15 protein-coding genes are annotated in these 18,308 nt (G+C 67.6%); 9 read left to right on the forward strand and 6 right to left on the reverse strand.

Annotation, left to right across the window (positions count from 1 at the left end; genetic code table 11):
* Positions 1–3: 3 nt before the first annotated feature.
* Together OXI49_05270 and OXI49_05275 are read right to left on the reverse strand one after the other, a co-directional pair.
* Positions 4–996, reverse strand: coding sequence for a hypothetical protein (locus OXI49_05270; GenBank protein MDE2689904.1), 993 nt, complete (start codon positions 994–996; stop codon positions 4–6).
* A 56-nt stretch (positions 997–1,052) separates the two neighbouring features.
* Positions 1,053–2,066: an NAD-dependent epimerase/dehydratase family protein gene (locus tag OXI49_05275; protein ID MDE2689905.1), complete on the reverse strand. Its 1,014-nt coding sequence runs from the start codon at positions 2,064–2,066 to the stop codon at positions 1,053–1,055.
* Between the two features lie 99 nt (positions 2,067–2,165).
* On the opposite strand from OXI49_05275, the gene OXI49_05280 reads away from it, so the two are divergent.
* Genes OXI49_05280 through OXI49_05290 form a run of 3 tightly spaced genes read left to right on the forward strand, consistent with a single transcriptional unit; the run spans position 2,166 to position 6,252 of the window.
* Positions 2,166–4,322: a PQQ-binding-like beta-propeller repeat protein gene (locus OXI49_05280; GenBank protein MDE2689906.1), complete on the forward strand. Its 2,157-nt coding sequence runs from the start codon at positions 2,166–2,168 to the stop codon at positions 4,320–4,322.
* Positions 4,323–4,348: 26 nt separating this feature from the next.
* On the forward strand, positions 4,349–5,167 hold the full coding sequence (locus OXI49_05285) for a hypothetical protein (protein ID MDE2689907.1): 819 nt from the start codon (positions 4,349–4,351) through the stop codon (positions 5,165–5,167).
* A 14-nt stretch (positions 5,168–5,181) separates the two neighbouring features.
* A complete protein-coding gene (locus OXI49_05290) occupies positions 5,182–6,252 on the forward strand; it encodes a hypothetical protein (protein MDE2689908.1) in 1,071 nt (356 codons plus the stop codon).
* A 182-nt stretch (positions 6,253–6,434) separates the two neighbouring features.
* Here the strand turns inward: OXI49_05290 and OXI49_05295 are convergent, their stop codons facing one another.
* The gene (locus tag OXI49_05295; protein ID MDE2689909.1) at positions 6,435–6,881 is read right to left on the reverse strand and encodes a DUF6152 family protein; all 447 of its coding nucleotides are present in this window, start codon (positions 6,879–6,881) and stop codon (positions 6,435–6,437) included.
* Positions 6,882–7,047: 166 nt separating this feature from the next.
* Here OXI49_05295 and OXI49_05300 point away from each other — a divergent pair, with 166 nt between their 5' ends.
* The 5 genes from OXI49_05300 (at position 7,048) to OXI49_05320 (ending at position 14,500) form a co-directional block, all read left to right on the forward strand.
* A complete protein-coding gene (locus tag OXI49_05300) occupies positions 7,048–10,161 on the forward strand; it encodes a TonB-dependent receptor (protein MDE2689910.1) in 3,114 nt (1,037 codons plus the stop codon).
* A 125-nt stretch (positions 10,162–10,286) separates the two neighbouring features.
* Complete coding sequence (locus tag OXI49_05305; GenBank protein MDE2689911.1) at positions 10,287–10,874, forward strand: hypothetical protein; 588 nt, start codon at positions 10,287–10,289, stop codon at positions 10,872–10,874.
* Positions 10,874–11,881: a hypothetical protein gene (locus OXI49_05310; protein MDE2689912.1), complete on the forward strand. Its 1,008-nt coding sequence runs from the start codon at positions 10,874–10,876 to the stop codon at positions 11,879–11,881. Before OXI49_05305 ends, OXI49_05310 begins: the two co-directional genes overlap by 1 nt.
* On the forward strand, positions 11,865–12,941 hold the full coding sequence (locus OXI49_05315; protein ID MDE2689913.1) for an alkaline phosphatase D family protein: 1,077 nt from the start codon (positions 11,865–11,867) through the stop codon (positions 12,939–12,941). Before OXI49_05310 ends, OXI49_05315 begins: the two co-directional genes overlap by 17 nt.
* Before the next feature lie 14 nt (positions 12,942–12,955).
* Positions 12,956–14,500 carry an amidase gene (locus OXI49_05320; protein MDE2689914.1) on the forward strand — a complete coding sequence of 515 codons (1,545 nt, stop codon included), beginning with the start codon at positions 12,956–12,958 and terminating at the stop codon, positions 14,498–14,500.
* A 15-nt stretch (positions 14,501–14,515) separates the two neighbouring features.
* On the opposite strand, the gene OXI49_05325 is transcribed toward OXI49_05320, so the two are convergent.
* Positions 14,516–15,214: an RraA family protein gene (locus OXI49_05325; GenBank protein MDE2689915.1), complete on the reverse strand. Its 699-nt coding sequence runs from the start codon at positions 15,212–15,214 to the stop codon at positions 14,516–14,518.
* 86 nt (positions 15,215–15,300) lie between these two features.
* Between OXI49_05325 and OXI49_05330 the strand changes: the two genes are divergently transcribed.
* Positions 15,301–16,392 (forward strand): DUF5671 domain-containing protein, encoded by a 1,092-nt coding sequence (locus OXI49_05330; GenBank protein ID MDE2689916.1) that lies wholly within the window; start codon positions 15,301–15,303, stop codon positions 16,390–16,392.
* A gap of 15 nt (positions 16,393–16,407) precedes the next feature.
* Here the strand turns inward: OXI49_05330 and OXI49_05335 are convergent, their stop codons facing one another.
* Positions 16,408–17,574, reverse strand: coding sequence for a nitronate monooxygenase (locus OXI49_05335; GenBank protein ID MDE2689917.1), 1,167 nt, complete (start codon positions 17,572–17,574; stop codon positions 16,408–16,410).
* A gap of 120 nt (positions 17,575–17,694) precedes the next feature.
* Positions 17,695–18,258, reverse strand: a complete 564-nt coding sequence (locus OXI49_05340) for an ATP-binding protein (protein MDE2689918.1) — start codon at positions 18,256–18,258, stop codon at positions 17,695–17,697.
* Between the last annotated feature and the right edge of the window lie 50 nt (positions 18,259–18,308).

Consider the following 18,308-nt stretch of genomic DNA (forward strand, 5'->3'; position numbering starts at 1 on the left):
TCCTCAGTACCTTTCGCCCGCCGTCACCTTCTCCAGGTGACGAGCGCCGCTCAGCGTGTTCGTGACCGCCCAGTTTCCTTCGTGGCAGGCGTACTCGAACATCTCGTTGTCCGGATCGAAGTAGAGCGGGATGTTCACCGTCCAGGTGTCCGTGTAGTTCACCGGATCGTCGATCGTGACCGTCCAGTCCACCGTGTGCTCGCCAACGCGCGTGAAGCGCTCCACGGAGACGAGTTCGGTGCTGACCGGGATCCCTTTGATCCGACCCTGGGAGCCGCTGGTCGCGATCCAGCCCTTGTCGGAGAAGTTCTTCGTTTCGACGACCAGGGTGTCTCCCTCCCAGTGGCCGCGGGAGTCGCCGTTCCAGAGGTGGAGGTCCTCCGGGATCCGCTCCCGGCCGTCGACGGGGATGAAGCGGACGTCGTTGATCATCTCGGAGTAGATGACCACGTACTCCGGCGTCTGCGCGATCCGGTAGTTGTTGTTGTAGCCGGCCGGGAACAGGTGCCCGGGGACGCCGCGGGTGATGCAGCGGTCCCAGACGCTCATGTACTCGTACGAGTCGAACATCTTCACCAGGTTGTCGGCGCGGACCTGCTGCGCCGCGGGCCGCACCGGCACGCGGCCGCTCGGGGGATCCACGACCAGGGAGGTCCGCCGGCTGCCGACGATCCTGGTGCCCAACTCGAGCCAGTGCAGGTTGTAGGCGCCGACGTTCTGGCCGGCTTCCGCTTTCTGCGCGGGCTGGTCGGCGCGATTCTGGATCATGGCCTGACGAGCGGCCTCCGCCTGGGCGACCTCTTCCTCGGTGAGGAAGGCCTTGTCGCCCATCTCGATGGGCCGTTCGAAGGGCGTGAGCGTGGTGTTCGTCCACAGGCCCTGGAGGTCGGGATGCCCCCAGGGGGTCCGGGGCGTCTTCCAGTCGTCGGCTGCGAGGGCAGGCGCCGCGAGCAGCACCGTCGCCACGGCGAGAGCGAGCGTGGTACGTCCGATCACAGGTCTTCCTCCGTAAGGGGTTCGGTGCTCGCGACGCTATCAAGTCGGCCGGCGACTCAGTCCTCGTTCATCAGCGCCTGCGCCCGTCGCCAGCGCTCGACGATCCGGTCCTCCCGCTCGTAGTCGAAACGGCCCGTGCCGGCGGCGTAGAGATCCTTCTCGTCGGGCGGGTTGTCGTGGAGGTGACGGGCCGTGGCGCGCGTGGCGGTCTCCGGATCGACCACGTCGCGATAGCCGAGCAGGTTCCGGGCCTTCGACATGTCGAGAAGCTGGTTGGACTTCTCGGCGAGCGGAAAGACGCCGCGGCAGAAGGGCGCCGGCACGCCGATCAGCTCCATCCCGGCGTCGAGTTCGTCGATGATGACCTCCGCCACGGCGCGGCAACTGATCACCCGTTCGTCGCCTGCGTTGAACGCCTCTCCCGCGGCTTCGGGCCGGGTGGAGGCGAGGTAGACGAGCCGGGCCAGGTTCTCCGCGTAGCCGCGCTGGAAGTAGGTCACGCCGTCGTGAGGGAGGATCATGAAGGGCCGCCGGTCGAGGATGCGCCTGATCACCGCCCACTCGTGGTTCATCGGCGTGCGCGGGCCGTAAACGCCTGGATAGCGCAGGATGACGACCTCGAAGTCGCCTCGGCCGTGCTGCTCGAAGAGCTGGTCCTCGCCTGCCGCCACCTTGCCGGTGTAGTTCTTGGCGTCGTACTGGCGGGGGGCGAACTCGGGTATGGGCAGCGGAATGCGGCCCTCCGGCGTCGGCGGCTGCGAGCCCATGTAGACGGGCTGGCCGGTGATGCCCACGAGGCGCCTCGTCTTCCCGGCGAGTTCATCGGCCAGAGTGCGCAGCCGGCCGTACATGCACACCGCGATGTCCCACTCGCGTGACGCGAGCTTGGCGCGGATGTCGTCGCGGTCGCGGGCGTTGCCGAGGATGCGCTCCACCGGACCGTCGAACTCGACCGGGTGACGGCCGGAGTGGAAGATCGAGACCTCGAAACCGGCATGGAGGAAGTTGCGTACGATGGGCGGACCGGTGGGACCGGTGCCTCCAACAACCAGAACTCTGAGCGCCGTCATGGCACGTTGTGCTGCGACGGCGCGCAGAGTTCTGGTGAGGTGGGGGCTGGGGCCAAACTCCGACCCTGGGAGGAGTTTGGCGGCGCTAGGATGCGTGCCATGGCGCGGAGTGTACGTGGATTCTCGGCAGGAATGGCGCTCCTGGCGGCGGCCGCCGCGGCTGCCGGGGCGCAACAGCAGCCGGAACCGGTGCGAGTCTTCACCGCCGAGCAGGCGGAGCGTGGACGGGCGCTCTATGAGGGAATCTGCGTCGAATGCCACCTCTCGAGCCTGGCCGGCGCGAACGAGGCGCCTCCTCTGCTCGGCGCGGACTTTCTCAACGCCTGGGGAGCCGGCGCCGTGGTCGATCTCGCGGACACGATCCGGGTCACGATGCCGCCCGAGAACCGGAACTCCCTGACGCCGCAGCAGACCTTCGACCTCGCAGCCTTCGTGCTGCTACGGAATGGGGCGGCCCCCGGCGACGAAGCGCTGATACCGGACAGCTCCGGTCTCGCCGTGTCACTGGGCGGGCTGGGGTTGGGGGGCGCAGCCGCCTCTTCGAGCGACTCAGCCGTGATCGCGGAACGCGCCGTCGGCGCTCCTGCCGAAGCGGAGGAGGAGCTCGTCACGCCGTCTGGGGAACGGGAGATCGAGGACTTCGAACCGGTGACGACCGGGATGCTGCTCGACCCGGACCCCGGCGACTGGCTGATGTTCCGACGCACCTACGACGGCCAGGGCCACAGCCCGCTCGATCAGATCGACTCCGGCAACGTCAGCGGGCTGCGCCTGGCCTGGTCGTGGGCGATGGCCGACGGCGTGAACCAGCCGACGCCGCTGGTCTACGACGGCGTCATGTACCTCGCTAACCCGCGCAACATCATCCAGGCGCTGGAGGCCGACACGGGCACCTTGATCTGGGAGTACCGGCGCTCCCTCGAGGGCGATCTGGCGCGCGGCTTCAACCAGCTTCGTAACCTCGCGATCTGGGGCGACAGGATCTTTGTCGCCACGAAGGATGCGGCCATGCTCGCGCTCGACGCCCGCAGCGGGCGGCCGCTCTGGGAGACGCAGATTGCCGATCCGGCGAAGCGCTACCGGAACACGAGCGGTCCGATCGTGGTCGATGGGCTCGTGGTCAACGGCATCAACGGTTGTATCCGCTACTACGAAGACAGTTGCTTCATCACCGCCCACGATGCCGAAACCGGCGAAGAGCGGTGGCGCACGTACACCATCGCCCGTCCCGGGGAGCCCGGAGGCGACACCTGGGGCGATCTGCCGCTCATGCTGCGCGGCGGCGGCGACTCCTGGATTCCCGGTAGCTACGACCCCGAGTTACAACTCATCTACTGGCCGGTGGCGCAGGCCAAGCCCTGGGTGCCGGCGAGCAGGGGCCTGACGATCGACCACGAGGTGCTGTACACGAACTCGACCCTTGCGTTGCGACCCGGGGACGGGGAGATCGTCTTCTACCGGCAGCACGTGCCCGGCGAGGCCCTCGACCTCGACGAGGCCTTCGAGCAGGTCCTGGTCGACCGCGGTGGACGGAAGCTCCTGCTTACGTCCGGCAAGCACGGCATCCTGTGGAAGCTCGACCGCACGGATGGCTCCTTCGTCGCGCTCGAGGAAATGGTGTTCCAGAACGTCTTCGACCACATCGACCGCGAGACCGGCGAAGTCCGTTACCGCGAGGACATCGCGTCGGCCGAAGTCGGGGAGTGGGTCTCGGTCTGTCCCAGCACAGCCGGAGGCCACAACTGGCAGGCCTCCTCCTACAGCCCCGCGCACGGGTTGCTCGTCGTGCCGCTGAGCCAGAGCTGCCTCGACATCTCCGGCCGCGAGCCGCGCTTCGAAGAGGGGGCGGGGGGCGAGGGGGCAGACCGCAAGTGGTTCGAGATGCCCGGCACGGAGGGGCGGCTCGGCAAGCTCGCGGCCTACGACGTGGACTCGATGGAGGAGGTCTGGAGTGTCGAGCAGCGGCCGGCCTTCCTGACCGCGGCGCTGACGACAGGCGGCGGTGTCGTTTTCGCCGGGGACATCGACCGGCGGTTCCGCGCCTGGAACGTCGCAACGGGTGAAGAACTCTGGGGCACCCGTCTGCCGACTTCCGTGCAGGGCTTCCCGGTCAGCTACGAGGTAGACGGTGTCCAGTACGTGGCGGTATCGACGGGGCTCGGAGGCGGCAGTCCGCGCTTCGTTCCAGCCCGAGTCAGCCCGGAGATCCGCTACCCGCAAAGCGGCAACGGCCTGTTCGTGTTCCGCCTCCCGTAGCCTGGCCTTCGCTATAGTCCGCCATCATGAAAAAGCACAGTTCGGCCGTGTCGCTGCCGGCGATGCTGCTTCTCGTGGTGTCTGCGACGGCGCAGGCACAGGACGGCGCGTACCAGGCGCCGCGGACGCCTGATGGCGATCCGGATCTGAACGGCATCTGGCAGGCGATGAACAGCGCGCACTGGGACCTCGAAGCTCACCATGCCCGGCGCACGCCGGTACCCGAGTACGGTGCCCTGGGGGCGATTCCGGCCGGGCTGAGCGTGGTCGAGGGCGGGGAGATTCCCTACCAGGACTGGGCGCTCGAGCACCGAAACGCGAACCGGGCGGACTGGTTGAACCTGGACCCGGCGGCGAAGTGCTTCATTCCAGGCATTCCGCGAGCCAACTACATGCCGTTGCCGTTCCAGATCGTGCAGACGCCGAAGTCGGTCTTCTTCGCCTACGAGTGGGGCGGCAACAGCCGCGCGGTCCGTCTCGACCGCCCGGGCACGAGGGCGGTACTGCCGTCCTGGATGGGCTACTCGCTCGGGCACTGGGAGGGCGACACCCTGGTGGTCGAGGTCACGGACCAGGTCGCCGACACCTGGTTCGACGCCTCGGGCAACTTCCACAGCGAGGAGCTCCAGGTCGTCGAACGCTACACGCGCACCGGACCGGACTCGATGCACTACGAGGCGACGATCACCGACCCGAACGTGTTCACGGAGCCGTGGACGATCAGCATGCCGCTCTACCGGCGCCTCGAAGAGAACGCGCGCCTGCTCGAGTTCAAGTGCATTCCGCTCGGAGGAGAGGACGCGGCCTACGGCCATCTGCGCCGCGGGGCGACGCCACAGCAGTAGGAGGAGTCGAAGTCATGAAGCACCGACCGTCTGCAAGCACCGTCAGTTTCGTCGTCGCGATCCTGGTTGTCGCCGGGAGCCTGTACGCCGAGGATGAGAAGCTCGTCACGTCCTGGGGCGTTCCGGACCTGCAGGGCACCTGGGACTACCGCTCGATCACGCCGCTCGAACGGCCAGCCGCCTTCGGTGACAAGGCAACCCTGACCGCCGAAGAGGCGGCCGAGTGGGAAGAACGGCGCCGCCAGGAGCGTGCCGCACGGGCAACGTCGGGAGTACAGGACGTTGACCCCAGCCAGGGCGACGTCGACGTCGGCTACAACTCCTTCTGGCTCGACCTCGGTGACAAGGTTTCGGGCACGATGCGGACGTCCCTGGTGATCGATCCGCCGAACGGCCGGTTGCCGAAGATGACGGACGGGGCGATCCGTAGGGTGAACGAACGCTACGCCCTCTGGGGCCAGCCTCCGGCGGGTCCGGAAGAGCGGAACTCGTACGAGCGCTGCATCATCGGCTTCAATGCCGGCCCGCCGATGACCCCGGGCGCCTACAACAACATGATGGAGATCTTCCAGTCGCCGGGCTACGTCGCGATCATGACCGAGATGATTAACGATCACCGGGTCATCCCCACCGACGGCCGGGAGCACGCCGACGAGAGCATGCGCTTCTGGAAGGGCGACTCGTCAGGTGTCTGGGACGGTGACACGTTCGTCGTGACGACGAAGAACTACACCGACGAAACCGCGTACCGCGGTACCGGCGCGAACCTGGTCCTGACCGAGCGCTTCACCCGCACCGGCCCCGACGCCCTGCTCTACGAGTACACCGTCGACGACCCCGAGTCCTTCGAAGCTCCCTGGACGAGCGCCCTCGAGATGCGGCGGAGCGACGACCCGGTCCTCGAGTACGCCTGCCATGAAGGCAACCGCGCGATGACGCTCATGCTTCGCGGCGCCCGCCACCGCGAGCAGCAGGGCACCGCCGAAGACGGCAAGGACTGGCTGGCTAGCTGGTATGGCGGGCAGAACCGCGTCGACGCCGCCCGGGAGGCGCTGGAGGCGGCGAAGGAGGAGCAGGACCAGTGACTGATTTCGAGTTCTTCATCCTGCTGGCCGTGGTCTTCATCGGCCTGGAGGTTGTTGCCTCCTTCGGCGTGCTGGACGACGACGAGGAACCGAGCCAGGCCACCAGCGACGGCTGACCCCGCGAGCAACCCCGGGTTATCCGAATCCGCTAAAGCCGGGTAACTTCCCGATAACTCGGCGCGCTACTGCTCGGTCGGGTCGGCGCCGTCGCGCGGCGCGCCGGTGCCGGAGGAACCCATGAACAGGCTGCGGCCGTCGGGAAGCTTCATGTCACGGCCGCTGCCGCGGCAGTTCGGCGTGCAGAGCTGGTCCTTGCTCTGGTAGCCGCGGACGACGACTTCCGTGCCGGGTCTGAGCAGGGTGCGGGTCAGGCCGCGGCGGACCAGCGTGTTCGGCGTCCCGGCCTCGAGTTCCCAGGTCTCGGTTTCGCCGTTGTCGAGCGTGATCTCGACGTGGACCCAGGCGTGGGGGTTGATCCACTCGACCTTGGTAATCGTGCCCTCGATCGTGATCGGCAGGTTGGCGTCGAACTCGGCCGAGAAGGCGTGGTGGGCGGCGGATGGGCCGGTCGCGCTCAGGGTCAGCGCGAGGACGGCCACGGGCAGGACTGGGCGGACTCGTCTGGACATCTGGGACCTCCTCTTGGGCGTTGATCTTAGTGGAGAGCGCTTCTCCCAGTTGGGAGTATCATTGTTCGCACAGGCCCTCCCGTAGCTCGCGGTCCGGTTGGTAGGTCGACGCTTGCCAGACGACGAGCCGCTCACGCATTGCCGGAACCCAGAGTATGGAGGCGACATGCACGCCAAATCCCTGTTGATCCTGTTGATAGCCCTCCTTGTGGCCCTTGGAGGAACCGCCTTCGCTGCCGGCGACGAGGACGAGGCCGCGGCGCCGGAAGCATCTCCGGTTTCGCCAGTCGACAGGCCCCCGCCCCAGGAAGATGAGGAGCGCGACGACGAAGACCAGGACGACGAGGACGACGTCCTCGACTTCCAGGCTCACGACGTAGTCATCGTGACTGGCTCGGCGATCGAGGAGCCGGCCGTCGACCTCCCCTTCGCCGTCGAGGTGTTGAACCGGGAGATGCAGAAGGAGCAGGGCTCGCTTCAGGCGGTCGATCTGATGAAGAGCCTGACCGCCTCTTCCGGTGTCATCGGCGAGGCGAACAGCTGGTACAACGACCAGGGGACGGCGGTGCCCGAGAACGTCGCCAACGTGAACCTCCGGGGCCTTGGGGCGTCGCGGACCCTGGTGCTGCTCAACGGCAAGCGTCAGGTACCGCTGCCGGCGCGGCTGTTCGGCGGCCGCTTCGTCGACGTCAACGCCTTCCCCTCGCTTGCCATCGACCGCATCGAGGTGCTGAAGGAGGGCGCGGCCGCGATCTACGGTTCGGACGCCGTGGCCGGTGTCGCCAACTTCGTTACCCGTGACGAGTTCACCGGCTTCGAGGTCTCGCTCTCCCACGAGAGCATGGACGGCGCCGGCGACTCTTCGGCGGGCGCCATCTGGGGCGGCAAGCTGGGTGATTCGGAACATCACCTCGTGTTCTCGCTCGAGCGCACGGAGCGCTCGCATCTCGGTGCCCGGGAGCGGGCGTACACGCTCCAGGACCGCGCCACCGGCTGGTTCTGGGGTTGGTCCAACACCGGCAATCCCGGCATCTTCCTGCAACCGAATCTCACGGGCGGCGAGAGTTCCTCCGCGTTCGTCGAGGAGCTGGCCCGGGCACGCAATGGCACTGCCGGCACGGACTACTTCGTCGATCCCGCGTGTAACGGCCTCGGCGGCTACGACCGGGGCTGGACCTGCGCCTTCCGCTATCAGCCGTGGGACAGCCTGATCGAGGCGACCGAGACGAACCGCTTCTTCGCCGAGTTGAACGGTCCGCTGGCTGAGGGCACGACGTACCACGTGGAGGCACTCTTCGCGGAGTCGAACATCCCCAACTACGTGACCACGCCTTCCTTCCCGCCGGTGTCGTTGCTGGACGGCCTGCAGTTGATCTCCAACGACCACCCGGGGCGCCAGGAGTTCTGCAACAGCTCCCCCGGAATGGGCGGCTTCGCCACCGGGGAAGACTGCCTGCAGGACGACTGGTACTTCTACGGTCGCCTGGTCGGCAATGCGGGTCCCGGCCGCGGCCTGGAGCGGGGCACGGAGACGACCCGAATCGCAGCGAACATCGACCACGATCTGTCGATCGGCGGCAAGGCGGCCAACCTGGATGTCGGGGTGAACTACTCGCGTGCGACGGGCAACATGAACCACCCGGCGGAGTTCGCGTACCGCAAGTTCCTCGCCTTTCGCGGCTTCGGCGGTCCGAACTGCGGCGTCGGCGTGGTGGCCGACGACACGAGCCCTTCGGGGATGCGGCTCGGGAACACGGGTTCGGCCCAGCCGGGCGCCGGCGATTGCACGTACTACAAGCCGTTCGGCAACGCGATCGAGTTCTCCGCCCAGCCGGGTGCGCCATGGGAGAACAGCGCGAATCCCATGTACGTCGCGGGCCTGGAGAACAACCGGGCAATGCTCGACTGGATCAACGAACAGGTGAACGTCGAGAACGAGGCGGAACTCGTCGTGGCCGAGGCGACGTTGTCGGGCAACTGGCTGCCTCAGAAGCTCGACTACGCGTTCGGTTACCAGTATCGCCACCTCGATGTCAGCGCGATCCCGAACGCGGTCGGCAACTACGCCCTGAATCCCTGCGTCGTGCCGGGCGACCGGTCCTGCGTCGACCCGGTCACCGGCAGACAGACCGGGGCACGCGCCGGAGCCTTCACGTTCACGTCGGGTTACTACCCCTACGGCGACTCCCAGGCCGTTCACCGGGTGTTCGGCGAGCTGTCGCTCAACGCGCTCCGGGGCGACATGCAGTTCGCGGCGAACTACGAGCTCCACGACGAGATCGACAGTTTCGATCCGAAGTTCTCGGGCCGTTGGCAGCTCTCGGCGGGCGAAGATCACGTGCTGGCGTTCCGCACTTCGGTCCAGACCACGTTCCGCGCGCCCTCGGTCGACGATCTGAACGAGGAGATTCGCACGACGCTCGAGTACCTGAACACGGTCGGTGTCTACAAGGCGGTCGACGCGTTCGGTAGCCGGGCGCTGAAGCCGGAGCAGGCGTTCACCTACAACCTGGGTCTGGTGCTCTTCGCCTCGCCCGGAATCGACGTGACGCTGGACTACTGGAGCTACGACTTCGACGACGTGATCGCCCTGCTGCCACAGCAGGAGGTGGTGCGGCTCTACGCGGAAGGCTACGGCGGCAGCCAGGCGGCGCTCAACGCGGTCATGGGCAGAGTCGTCTGCCCCGGTGGGGTAACGGACGGTTCCTGCGTTCCCGGCGACATCGAAAGGGTGCGGATCGACCTGATCAACTGGCCGGGCATCAAGACCTCGGGCTTCGACTTCCACCTGCACGGCAACGTGGACGCGGGGCCTGGGGAGCTCTCCTTCGGTGTGGACAGCACGTACACGCAGAGCTACGAGCTGAAGAAACTCGAACTTGACGGCGTCGTCTACCGCGAGCAGAAGGACGTCGTCGGTCTCCTGAACCGGGATACGCCGATCGCACCGCCGCTGCCGGAGATGAAGACGCGGGCCTCGCTCGGCTATCGCTGGGGCGACTACAGTCTGATCGGTTGGGCGAACCACATCTCGTCTTACGAGGACAGCAACGTGGCCTGGACACCGCCCGAACTGCTGCCGATCGACGAGTGGCTCACGTTCGATCTGACGTTCCTGTGGCGCTTCCCGCGGCTCGGGTTCGATCTCGCGCTGTCGGCGATCAACCTGACCGACGAGGATCCGCCTCTCGTCTTCTTCGAGCAGTCCTTCGACGCCCTGACAGCGAACCCGAAGGGCCGTCGCCTGAAGGCGGTCATGAGCTACCGCTTCGGCAACTAGGAAACTGGTGCGCGGGTCCTCCGACCCGCTGCCGCCGAAGGCGGCCGGAATGGCGCGCCGACCGTCAGGCCGGCTCCGCCTAATAGGATGGCGGGGCAGAGGCCCCGCAGGAGATTCCGTCGACGATGCCCAACACCCCGCTCGCGGTGGGCGCCCTGGTCATCGTTCTCCAGGCGTTGTCCGTGGCGGCACAGGAGGTCGGCGACGACCCGCGGGCCGAACCCTCGTCGAGTGAAACCGGCGACCGCGTGCAAGCAGACGTCGACGAGACCTCGCTCCGCTGGCTCGGCATCGCGCGGGTCCGGTACTCGATTCCTCTTGACTTCTCGGCAGGTGCCGGAGCCGTTCTGGCGCGGATGCCCGCCAGCTACGACTGCACCACGTTCTGCGAGTACCGCGGGTTCGTCGCGCAGATTGAACCAGGTTCCGCGGGAGGACAGCTCGGCGTTGGCTATGCGCGCGTGATTGCCACGCACAAGCCGCGTTCCGCCTTCCTGAACAACGTCTACGTCGGCTGGAGCGCTCGCGCCGTCCTGGTCCGCACCTGGGGAGACTCCGAACTCGATCCGGCGCGACAGACGCTGGCCGGCTTCGAAGGGCAGTTCGCGCTGCCTCGCATCACGTTCAACCTGGGCGTCCTGCGGCGGATCAGCTCCGCTCACGAGGACGCCGACCGCTACGTGTACACCGCCGGCATCGGCTGGGGGTTCTGATGCCAGGAACGGCGCGACCGGCATCCCCGCGTTTCGGACTCGCCGCCGTGGTCTTGGCGTTGCTTCCCGGACTCGGGGGCGCCGGGGCCGCGTCGGGTCTCGAAACGGACCAGTTCTTCGCCTGGGGCCGCCACCTCGAGGACATGACCGAGGTGCTGAACGCCCGGGTCAACCTGGAACTCGAGCGCCTGGTCGCCGAGCTGAACCGGGAGGGCAGGGACCGGCGGTGCCAGAAGGTACGGTTCCGGTTCTTCAAGCGTCATCGCATGCTGTTCTTCGACGGCTTCGAGACCTGGTCGGTGAACTCGCCGCTGGTCAGCCGCTCGCCGTCCGGCCCCGAAGAGATGCGGGAGTTCGAGCAGAAGTACCTCTACGGCGGAACGTCGCCGCTGTTCGACACCGGACGCTGGATGCCGCCGAGTCCGACGGTGGAGATCAACGGCGTACGGCTCGGCACGGACAAGCTGACGCATCTGCTGGGAACCGCCTGGTACTACCACCGCTGGTACCGCAAGGCGACTCTGCGGGGCGCGACGCCCGCCGAAGCTGAGGATCGGGCGGTGCGTCGGGGCCTCCAGCATGAGATCACGATTCTCGGCAGGGCCGTCTCGGGCGTTCTCTCCCTGGCCGACCTGGAGGCGAACTACGAGGGGATGTGGTTCTACGAGCACCTCTGCGCCGGCGACGATCCCAACATCGTCTACGACACGGGCGTGTGGCGCCTCCGCAGGCCGTTCGATCTGCGCGACTACGTGACGCCTGAATGGGACGAGTCCTACCAGCCGAACATCTACGTGCGGCGGAAGTGGGAGAAAGTGAAGCAGAGGATGCTGGGATACTGTTCGATGCTTGAGCACCCGCAGGTGAGGGCGAGGCGTCAGGAGTATGCGAAGAGGGACCGGGTCACGGAGACGGAGAAGCTGATCGATGAGATGGTCGCTGCTGGAAAACTGCCGGACCCGTCAGGGTTCTCGATCAAGAGCGTGTGTCGTGAAGCTGCGAACTGAGGCGCTCCTCGCGGCCGCGCTGCTGGCTCTGGCCTGCGGCGCTTCGGCCCCGGAACCGGCCGCGGAGACCGAAGCCGCCGCGGTCGAGCCGGCGCTCGAGCGAATTGGCCTCGGTTCCTGCCTGAGGCAGGACCTGCCGCAGCCGATCTTCGACGCGATTCTCGACGACGACTTCGAACTCTTCGTGTTCCTCGGCGACAACGTCTACGGCGACGTCGAGTCCGAGGACCTGCGTGAGTTGCGGGACGCCTACGCGATGCAGGCGGAAGCCGAGGGCTTCAGCCGGCTGCGACAGGCGGGAGTGCCGCTCGCCGCCACCTGGGACGACCATGACTATGGTCTGAACGACGCCGGCGCCGACTTCTTCGGCCGCGAAGAGGCGCAGCGGATCTTCGAGGACTTCTGGGACGTGCCGCCGGATTCAGAGCGTGCCTCGCGGCCGGGGGTCTACGACGCCGTGACCTACGGCCCGCCGGGTCAGCGTGTTCAGCTCATCCTGCTCGACACGCGGTACTTTCGCTCCCCGCTACGGCTGACCGACGAGCGCGGTGCGCCGGGCAAGGAGCGCTACATGCCGGATCCTGATCCATCGAAGACGATGCTGGGCGAGGAGCAGTGGGCGTGGCTTGGCGAGGTGCTCCAGGAGGAGGCGGATCTGCGCATCCTCGCGTCGTCGATCCAGGTGATCGCCGATGGACACGGTTACGAAGCGTGGAAGCAGATGCCGGCCGAGCGTGATCGCCTCTTCGCCCTCCTGCGCGAGACGGGCGCGAACGGCGTGGTGATCATCTCCGGCGACCGCCACCGCGGCGGCATCTACCGTCGCGACGACGCGCTCGGCTATCCGCTTCTGGAACTCACCGCGAGTTCCCTCAACTCGGCGTTCGCCAGCGAGGAAGAGGCCGGGCCGTACCGGGTGGGTCCGACCTATCGGCCGGAGAACTACGGTGCGCTGTCCATCGACTGGACTTCCCGTTCGGTGACGCTGGAAGTCCGCGGCATGGACGGCGAGCCGGCCCTCGGAGAAACGCTCGGTCTGGATGACCTGCGAGCCGAGTGAGAGGAGACAGCAAGGTGACGACACAGGAGCTCGAGCCCCAGGAGATCAACGGCGTTTCGCGGCGTCAGGTGATTCACGCCCTGTCCCTGGCCGGCGCCGCCGGCTTGCTCGCCGGTTGCAACGGCGATGCGACGACTGCCGCGGATAGCGCCGCCGATGTGGCCGCCGGGCCGATGCCCGACGACCTGTGGCGCGCCGGCGCCCGCGAACTCGCGGCGGCCATCCGCCGCGGCGAGGTCTCGAGCGTCGAAGTGATCGAGTCGCACCTGGCCCGCGTGGAGGCGGTGAACGGCCACCTGAATGCCGTCGTGCGCGTGCTGGCCGACGAGGCCCGCGCCGCCGCTCAGGCCGCCGACGAGGCGGTGGCGGCGGGTGCCGAACTGGGTCCGCTGCACGGCGTGCCGATCTCGGTGAAGGACAACATCGCCGTCGCCGGCACTCCGACCACGAACGGCGTGCCGGCGAACGAGAACCTGATTGCGGAGAGAGACGATCTGATCGTGGCGCGGCTCAGGAACGCGGGCGCCATCGTTCTGACGCGGACGAACCTGCCCGATCTCGGACTACGCGTTCACACCGACAGCTTTCTCTACGGCCTGACCCGGAATCCATGGGCAGCGGACCGCAACGTGGGCGGCTCTAGCGGAGGCGAAGGCTCGGCGCTTGCGAGCGGCATGAGTTGCCTGGGGCTCGGCAACGACATTGGCGGTTCGCTCCGTATCCCGGCCCAGTGCAACGGCATCGCGTCGCTCAAGCCGACGCTGGGGCGTATCGCGAGCCCTTTCGTCGGCGAGTTGTCGAGTCAGTTGATGGCCGTGAACGGTCCCATGGCGCGCCGCGTCTCCGATCTCCGTACCGCGTACGAGCTGATTGGGCGTTACCACAGGAGCGATCCCTGGTCGATGCCGGTTCCGCTCGACCTGGACCGGCCCAGCGAGCCGATCAAGGTTGCGCTCGTGCCTGAGCCCAGCGGCGGTTCGACGCACCCGGACGTGGCGGCGGGGGTGCGCTCCGCCGGTGAGGCGCTCGCGGCTGTCGGCTACGCGGTCGAAGAGATCGAACCGCCCCTGGCGGCCGAGGCACGGCGAGCGTGGGAGGTCTTCCTCGGCTACGAGCTGCACCTGGCGCGGCAGGTGCTCGAACAGATCATGTCGCCGGACGCCTACGAGTTCCTCATGCGGGGGCTCGAGGTGTTCGACGCCGAATCTCCTACCGAGTACGTCGGGATGTTCGCCCAGCGTCACCGCGTCGCCACCGCCTGGCAGGAGTTCCAGGAGGACTACCCGATCACGCTGGCTCCGATCATGACCCAGCCGCCCTTCGTCATCGGCTACGACCTGCAGGAACCCGGCGACGTTCTCGACCAGATGCGCTTCGAGGTCGCCCTGAACCTGCTCGGGCTGCCTGCCGTCTGCGTACCGACCGGTGTAGCCAACGGTCTGCCCCAGGTAGTCGAGGTGATCGGCGGCCGCTACCGCGAGGGTCTGTGCCTCGAGGCGGCCCAGGCGCTCGAGGACGCGCTCGGCATCATCACGCCGATCGATCCCGTGATGGCCTGAGCGCTCGCCGCCGACTCAGTGGATCTCCGCCGCCTCGCCCCAGGCGGCCTTCAGCTTCTCGAAGCTGAAGTCCGGCTGTTTGGCCGCGTCGATGATGACCCGTTCGCGGCGGGCGATCAGGTCGGCCGCCGCTTCGACCTGGTCGGCCACATCGGCGGGGATGACGACCGCGCCGTGCTGGTCGGCGTGGATCAGGTCGCCGTCCGAGACGGCCATGCCCGCGACGGTTACCGGGCCGCCGTAGTCGACCACGTGGACGAAGGCGTGTGAGGGTCCGACCCGGCCGGCGAGCAACTGGAATCCCTCGGCGACGTCGTCCAGGTCGCGGATGCTGCCGTCCGTGATCACGCCGAGGCAGCCCAGGCCGCGGTGGATGTTGGAGTTGACTTCGCCCCAGAAGGCGCCGTAGCCGCGGGTGCCGTCGTCGACGTCCTGGATCACCGTGATCGTCGGGCCGTCGCCGGAAGCCAGGTACTCGTAGTAGCCGACGGAGGTGCGGCGGGCCTGCTTGGGATCGGCCGCGTTCGGGTGCTGGGCGCGGATACGGGCGGTCCGCGCGAAGCCAACGATTGGCGGCAGGTCGGGCCGCGCGCACACCAGCGGATCGACGGTGTAGCCGTGGCCGCGCCGCTTGGGCGCGACAACCTCCAGGGCGTTGCAGACGGTGGGCGTGTCGAGGGAACGGAGCGCGTCGAGAACGGCGGAAGAAGTCATGGGCGCGCAGTCTAGCTTGCAACGGTGTTGACGCGGCGGAGGATCACGTGTAATGTTGACATCGTCAACAACACGGAGGAGAAACCGTGAACGAGGAACTGAGCCGGTTCGTACGAGAAGCACTGTCGCGGGGCGCGAGCCGCGAGGAGATCCGGGAGGCGCTCGCCGATGCGAGTTGGCGACAGGCCGACATCGACAAGGCGCTGAGCGCCTGGGTGGACCGGGACTTCGTGGCGCCGATCCCGCGGCCGCGTCCCTATCTCGGCGCTCGGGAGGCTTTTCTCTACCTGGTCCTCTTCGCCGCGCTGTATACGGCGGCGATCAGCTTCGGCAACGTGATGTTCGTGCTGATCAACCGGGCCTTCGCCGATGTGGCGTTCACTCTTCCGGCGGCAGCTTCCGCCGAGATGCTGCGCTGGGGGCTGGCGTACCTCGTCATTTCCTTCCCGGCGTTTCTGCTGATTCAACGGATGGTGCGACGCACGCTGCGCAGCGATCCGGACCTGCGCTCGTCGCGGATCAGGAAGTGGCTCACGTTCCTGACGTTGTTCGTCGCCGCGGGCGTGCTGGCCGGCGACCTGATCGCCCTGGTGTTCTTCGGTCTGGGCGGTGAACTGGCCGTACGGTTTCTTCTGAAGGTCGGCGTCGTGGCGGTGATTGCCGGCAGCGTGTTCGGCTACTACTTCTGGGATCTCCGCCAGGATGACGTGGAAGCGGCCGAAGGCGGTCGGGCGCCGAAGCTGCCGACCGTCTTCGCAGGCGTGTCGGCGGTTGCTGTCCTCCTGGCGGTCGTCCTGGGACTGGTTGCCGTCGGTTCGCCCGGGAAGGCGCGGGAGCGCGGGCTGGATGTCGCCCGCGTAGGAAACCTGCGGGACATCGTTCGAGGCGTCGACATCTACTGGGAGCGGAACGGCTCCCTGCCCGCGGGCCTGGAATCCCTCAGTGGCGAGCGGGACATCAACATCGCGTCGATCGTCGACCCGGAAAGCCGGGAGCCGTACACGTTCAGGGCTGCGGGGGACAAGGCGTACGAACTCTGCGCGACGTTCAGCCTCGATGCGCCCACCGATCAGGCGTCGCTACGGATGTACCCCTACCGGGAGCGGTTCTGGAGGCACCCCGCCGGTTACCACTGCTTCGACCTCGAAGCGATCGAGCCCGACGCGCGGCGCTGGTGATCCGGTTGGCGTCTCCTAGACGGCGACCTGGACCTGAACCCGCTGCGACAGCCGCGCACCGAGGAGGTGCGAAGCGTCCGCGACCATCTCGTGCAGGATCTCGCTGGCCGGGCGAGCCTTTTGCAGCATGCCGGAGGCCTGGCCGGCGGCGTTCATCAGCAGGTCGTCCCGTCCGGCCGTGCGGATGGAGTGGAGCAGGTCGCGGGTGAGCACGCCCTGGAGCCCCATCGGCAGCGCCCGGATGCCGCTGGCTTCCCAGGCCTGGATCAGCGGATTCGTGATGTTCCGCATCGTCTTGCCGCTGTAGAGACGGGTGACCACCGTGTCCTCGGTGGCGGCTTCCAGGATGCGCTGCTTCTGCAGCGCGGGCTGGTTCGCCTCGTTCGAAACCAGGAAAGCAGTGCCGCACCAGGCGCCTATCGCGCCCGCCGCGATGACCGCCGCCAGGCCGCGGCCGTCGGCGACGCCGCCCGCGGCAACGACCGGGATCGGCGCGACTGCGTCCATGACCTGGGGCAGGAGCGCCAGGGTGCCGATCTTGCCGGTGTGACCGCCGGCTTCCGTGCCCTGGGCGACGACGATGTCGGCGCCGCCCTCGGCGACCCGGCGCGCGGCGCGGGCGTTGCCCACGAGGGAGACGATCTTGATGCCGGCGTCCTTGAGCGCTCTCGAGAAGGGTGCCGGGGAACCGAGGCCGGAGGCGAACACCGGTATCTTCTCTTCCAGCAGGACTTCCATCTGGGCGCCGGCGTAGCTCTGGCCTTCGGGCACCGGCCAGCTCGGGGCCGGGGGCGGCGCCTCGAGCCAATCGATGCCCAGGCTCTCGGCCATCTTCCTGAGCGCGTCGCGCGTTTCCGCCGGCACCAGGTCGCGGGTCGGCACCGTCGCCGAGATCGGTCCGCTGCCCGCCTTCTCGAGGAAGTTCGAAGCCAGCAGCAGGTCGACCCCGAACGGCTTGTCCGTCTTCGCGCGCACCTTGTTGATCTCAGCCCGCAGGTCCTCGGGGCTGTAGGCAACGCCTCCGATCACGCCCAGGCCTCCTGCCTCGGAAACGGCGGCCACCAGGTCGGCCCTGGCGACGGGTTCCGCGCCGCCCGCCACTGGTCCCATGCCGGCGGAGAACACGGGATACTCGATCCCGAGCATGTCGCAGAGTTCGGTGCGCAGGAAGGGACGGGACATGGCGGCTCCTCTCGATTCTGAGACCGGCAGCGCCAAGGGGCGCCGAGGTCGGCTGCAGTGCGGACGGTTGACGGTTGGATTCGTTGTTCGGCCCGCGAGTATACGCGTGCGGCTCGTGACTCAGAGCAGGTCGAGCTGGGGAATGCGAAGCTGGTTCGCGACCGCTTCCTCGACCGTATCGAGCCAGCCGTCGCGATCCTCCCGCTGGAGGACCAGGACTCCGATGCGACGGTCCTCCAGCTCGTTCCAGAGGCGGTCGTCGATCTGCTGCCGGAAGGCGGGGTCGATGGCGCGGACGCCGTCGGGTTGCGCCTCGCTGCCGTGCAGGATCGGAACGTAGACCTTCAGGTCGTACGTCGTGCACCAGGACTCGATCAGGGGTTCCAGGGCCGGCTGGCGGCCACGGGCGAACAGGAGGTAGACGTAGTTATCGAGGACGCTGCGGTCGCAGATCACGACCGGCGAACGGGCCTCGGCGGCCAGTTCGTCGGCGATCTGGGAATGGAGGATCCACGACTGCGCCTCCAGGGTCGTTCCCTCGTTGAGCGGCAGCGGGCAACGGCGCGCCACTTCGACCACGACGTCCAGGTTGATATCGCGGCGTTTCAGGCGCGCGGCGAGCCCGTAGGCGAGGGTCGTCTTGCCGACGCCGTGGGTGCCGATGAAAGCGATCTTGTAGGACATTGGACAGCGTTCAGACTACAGCCGTTGCCGCCGGTCGTGAGAGGATCCAG

This window comes from Acidobacteriota bacterium (assembly GCA_028875725.1).
Lineage (GTDB): Bacteria > Acidobacteriota > Thermoanaerobaculia > Multivoradales > Multivoraceae > Multivorans.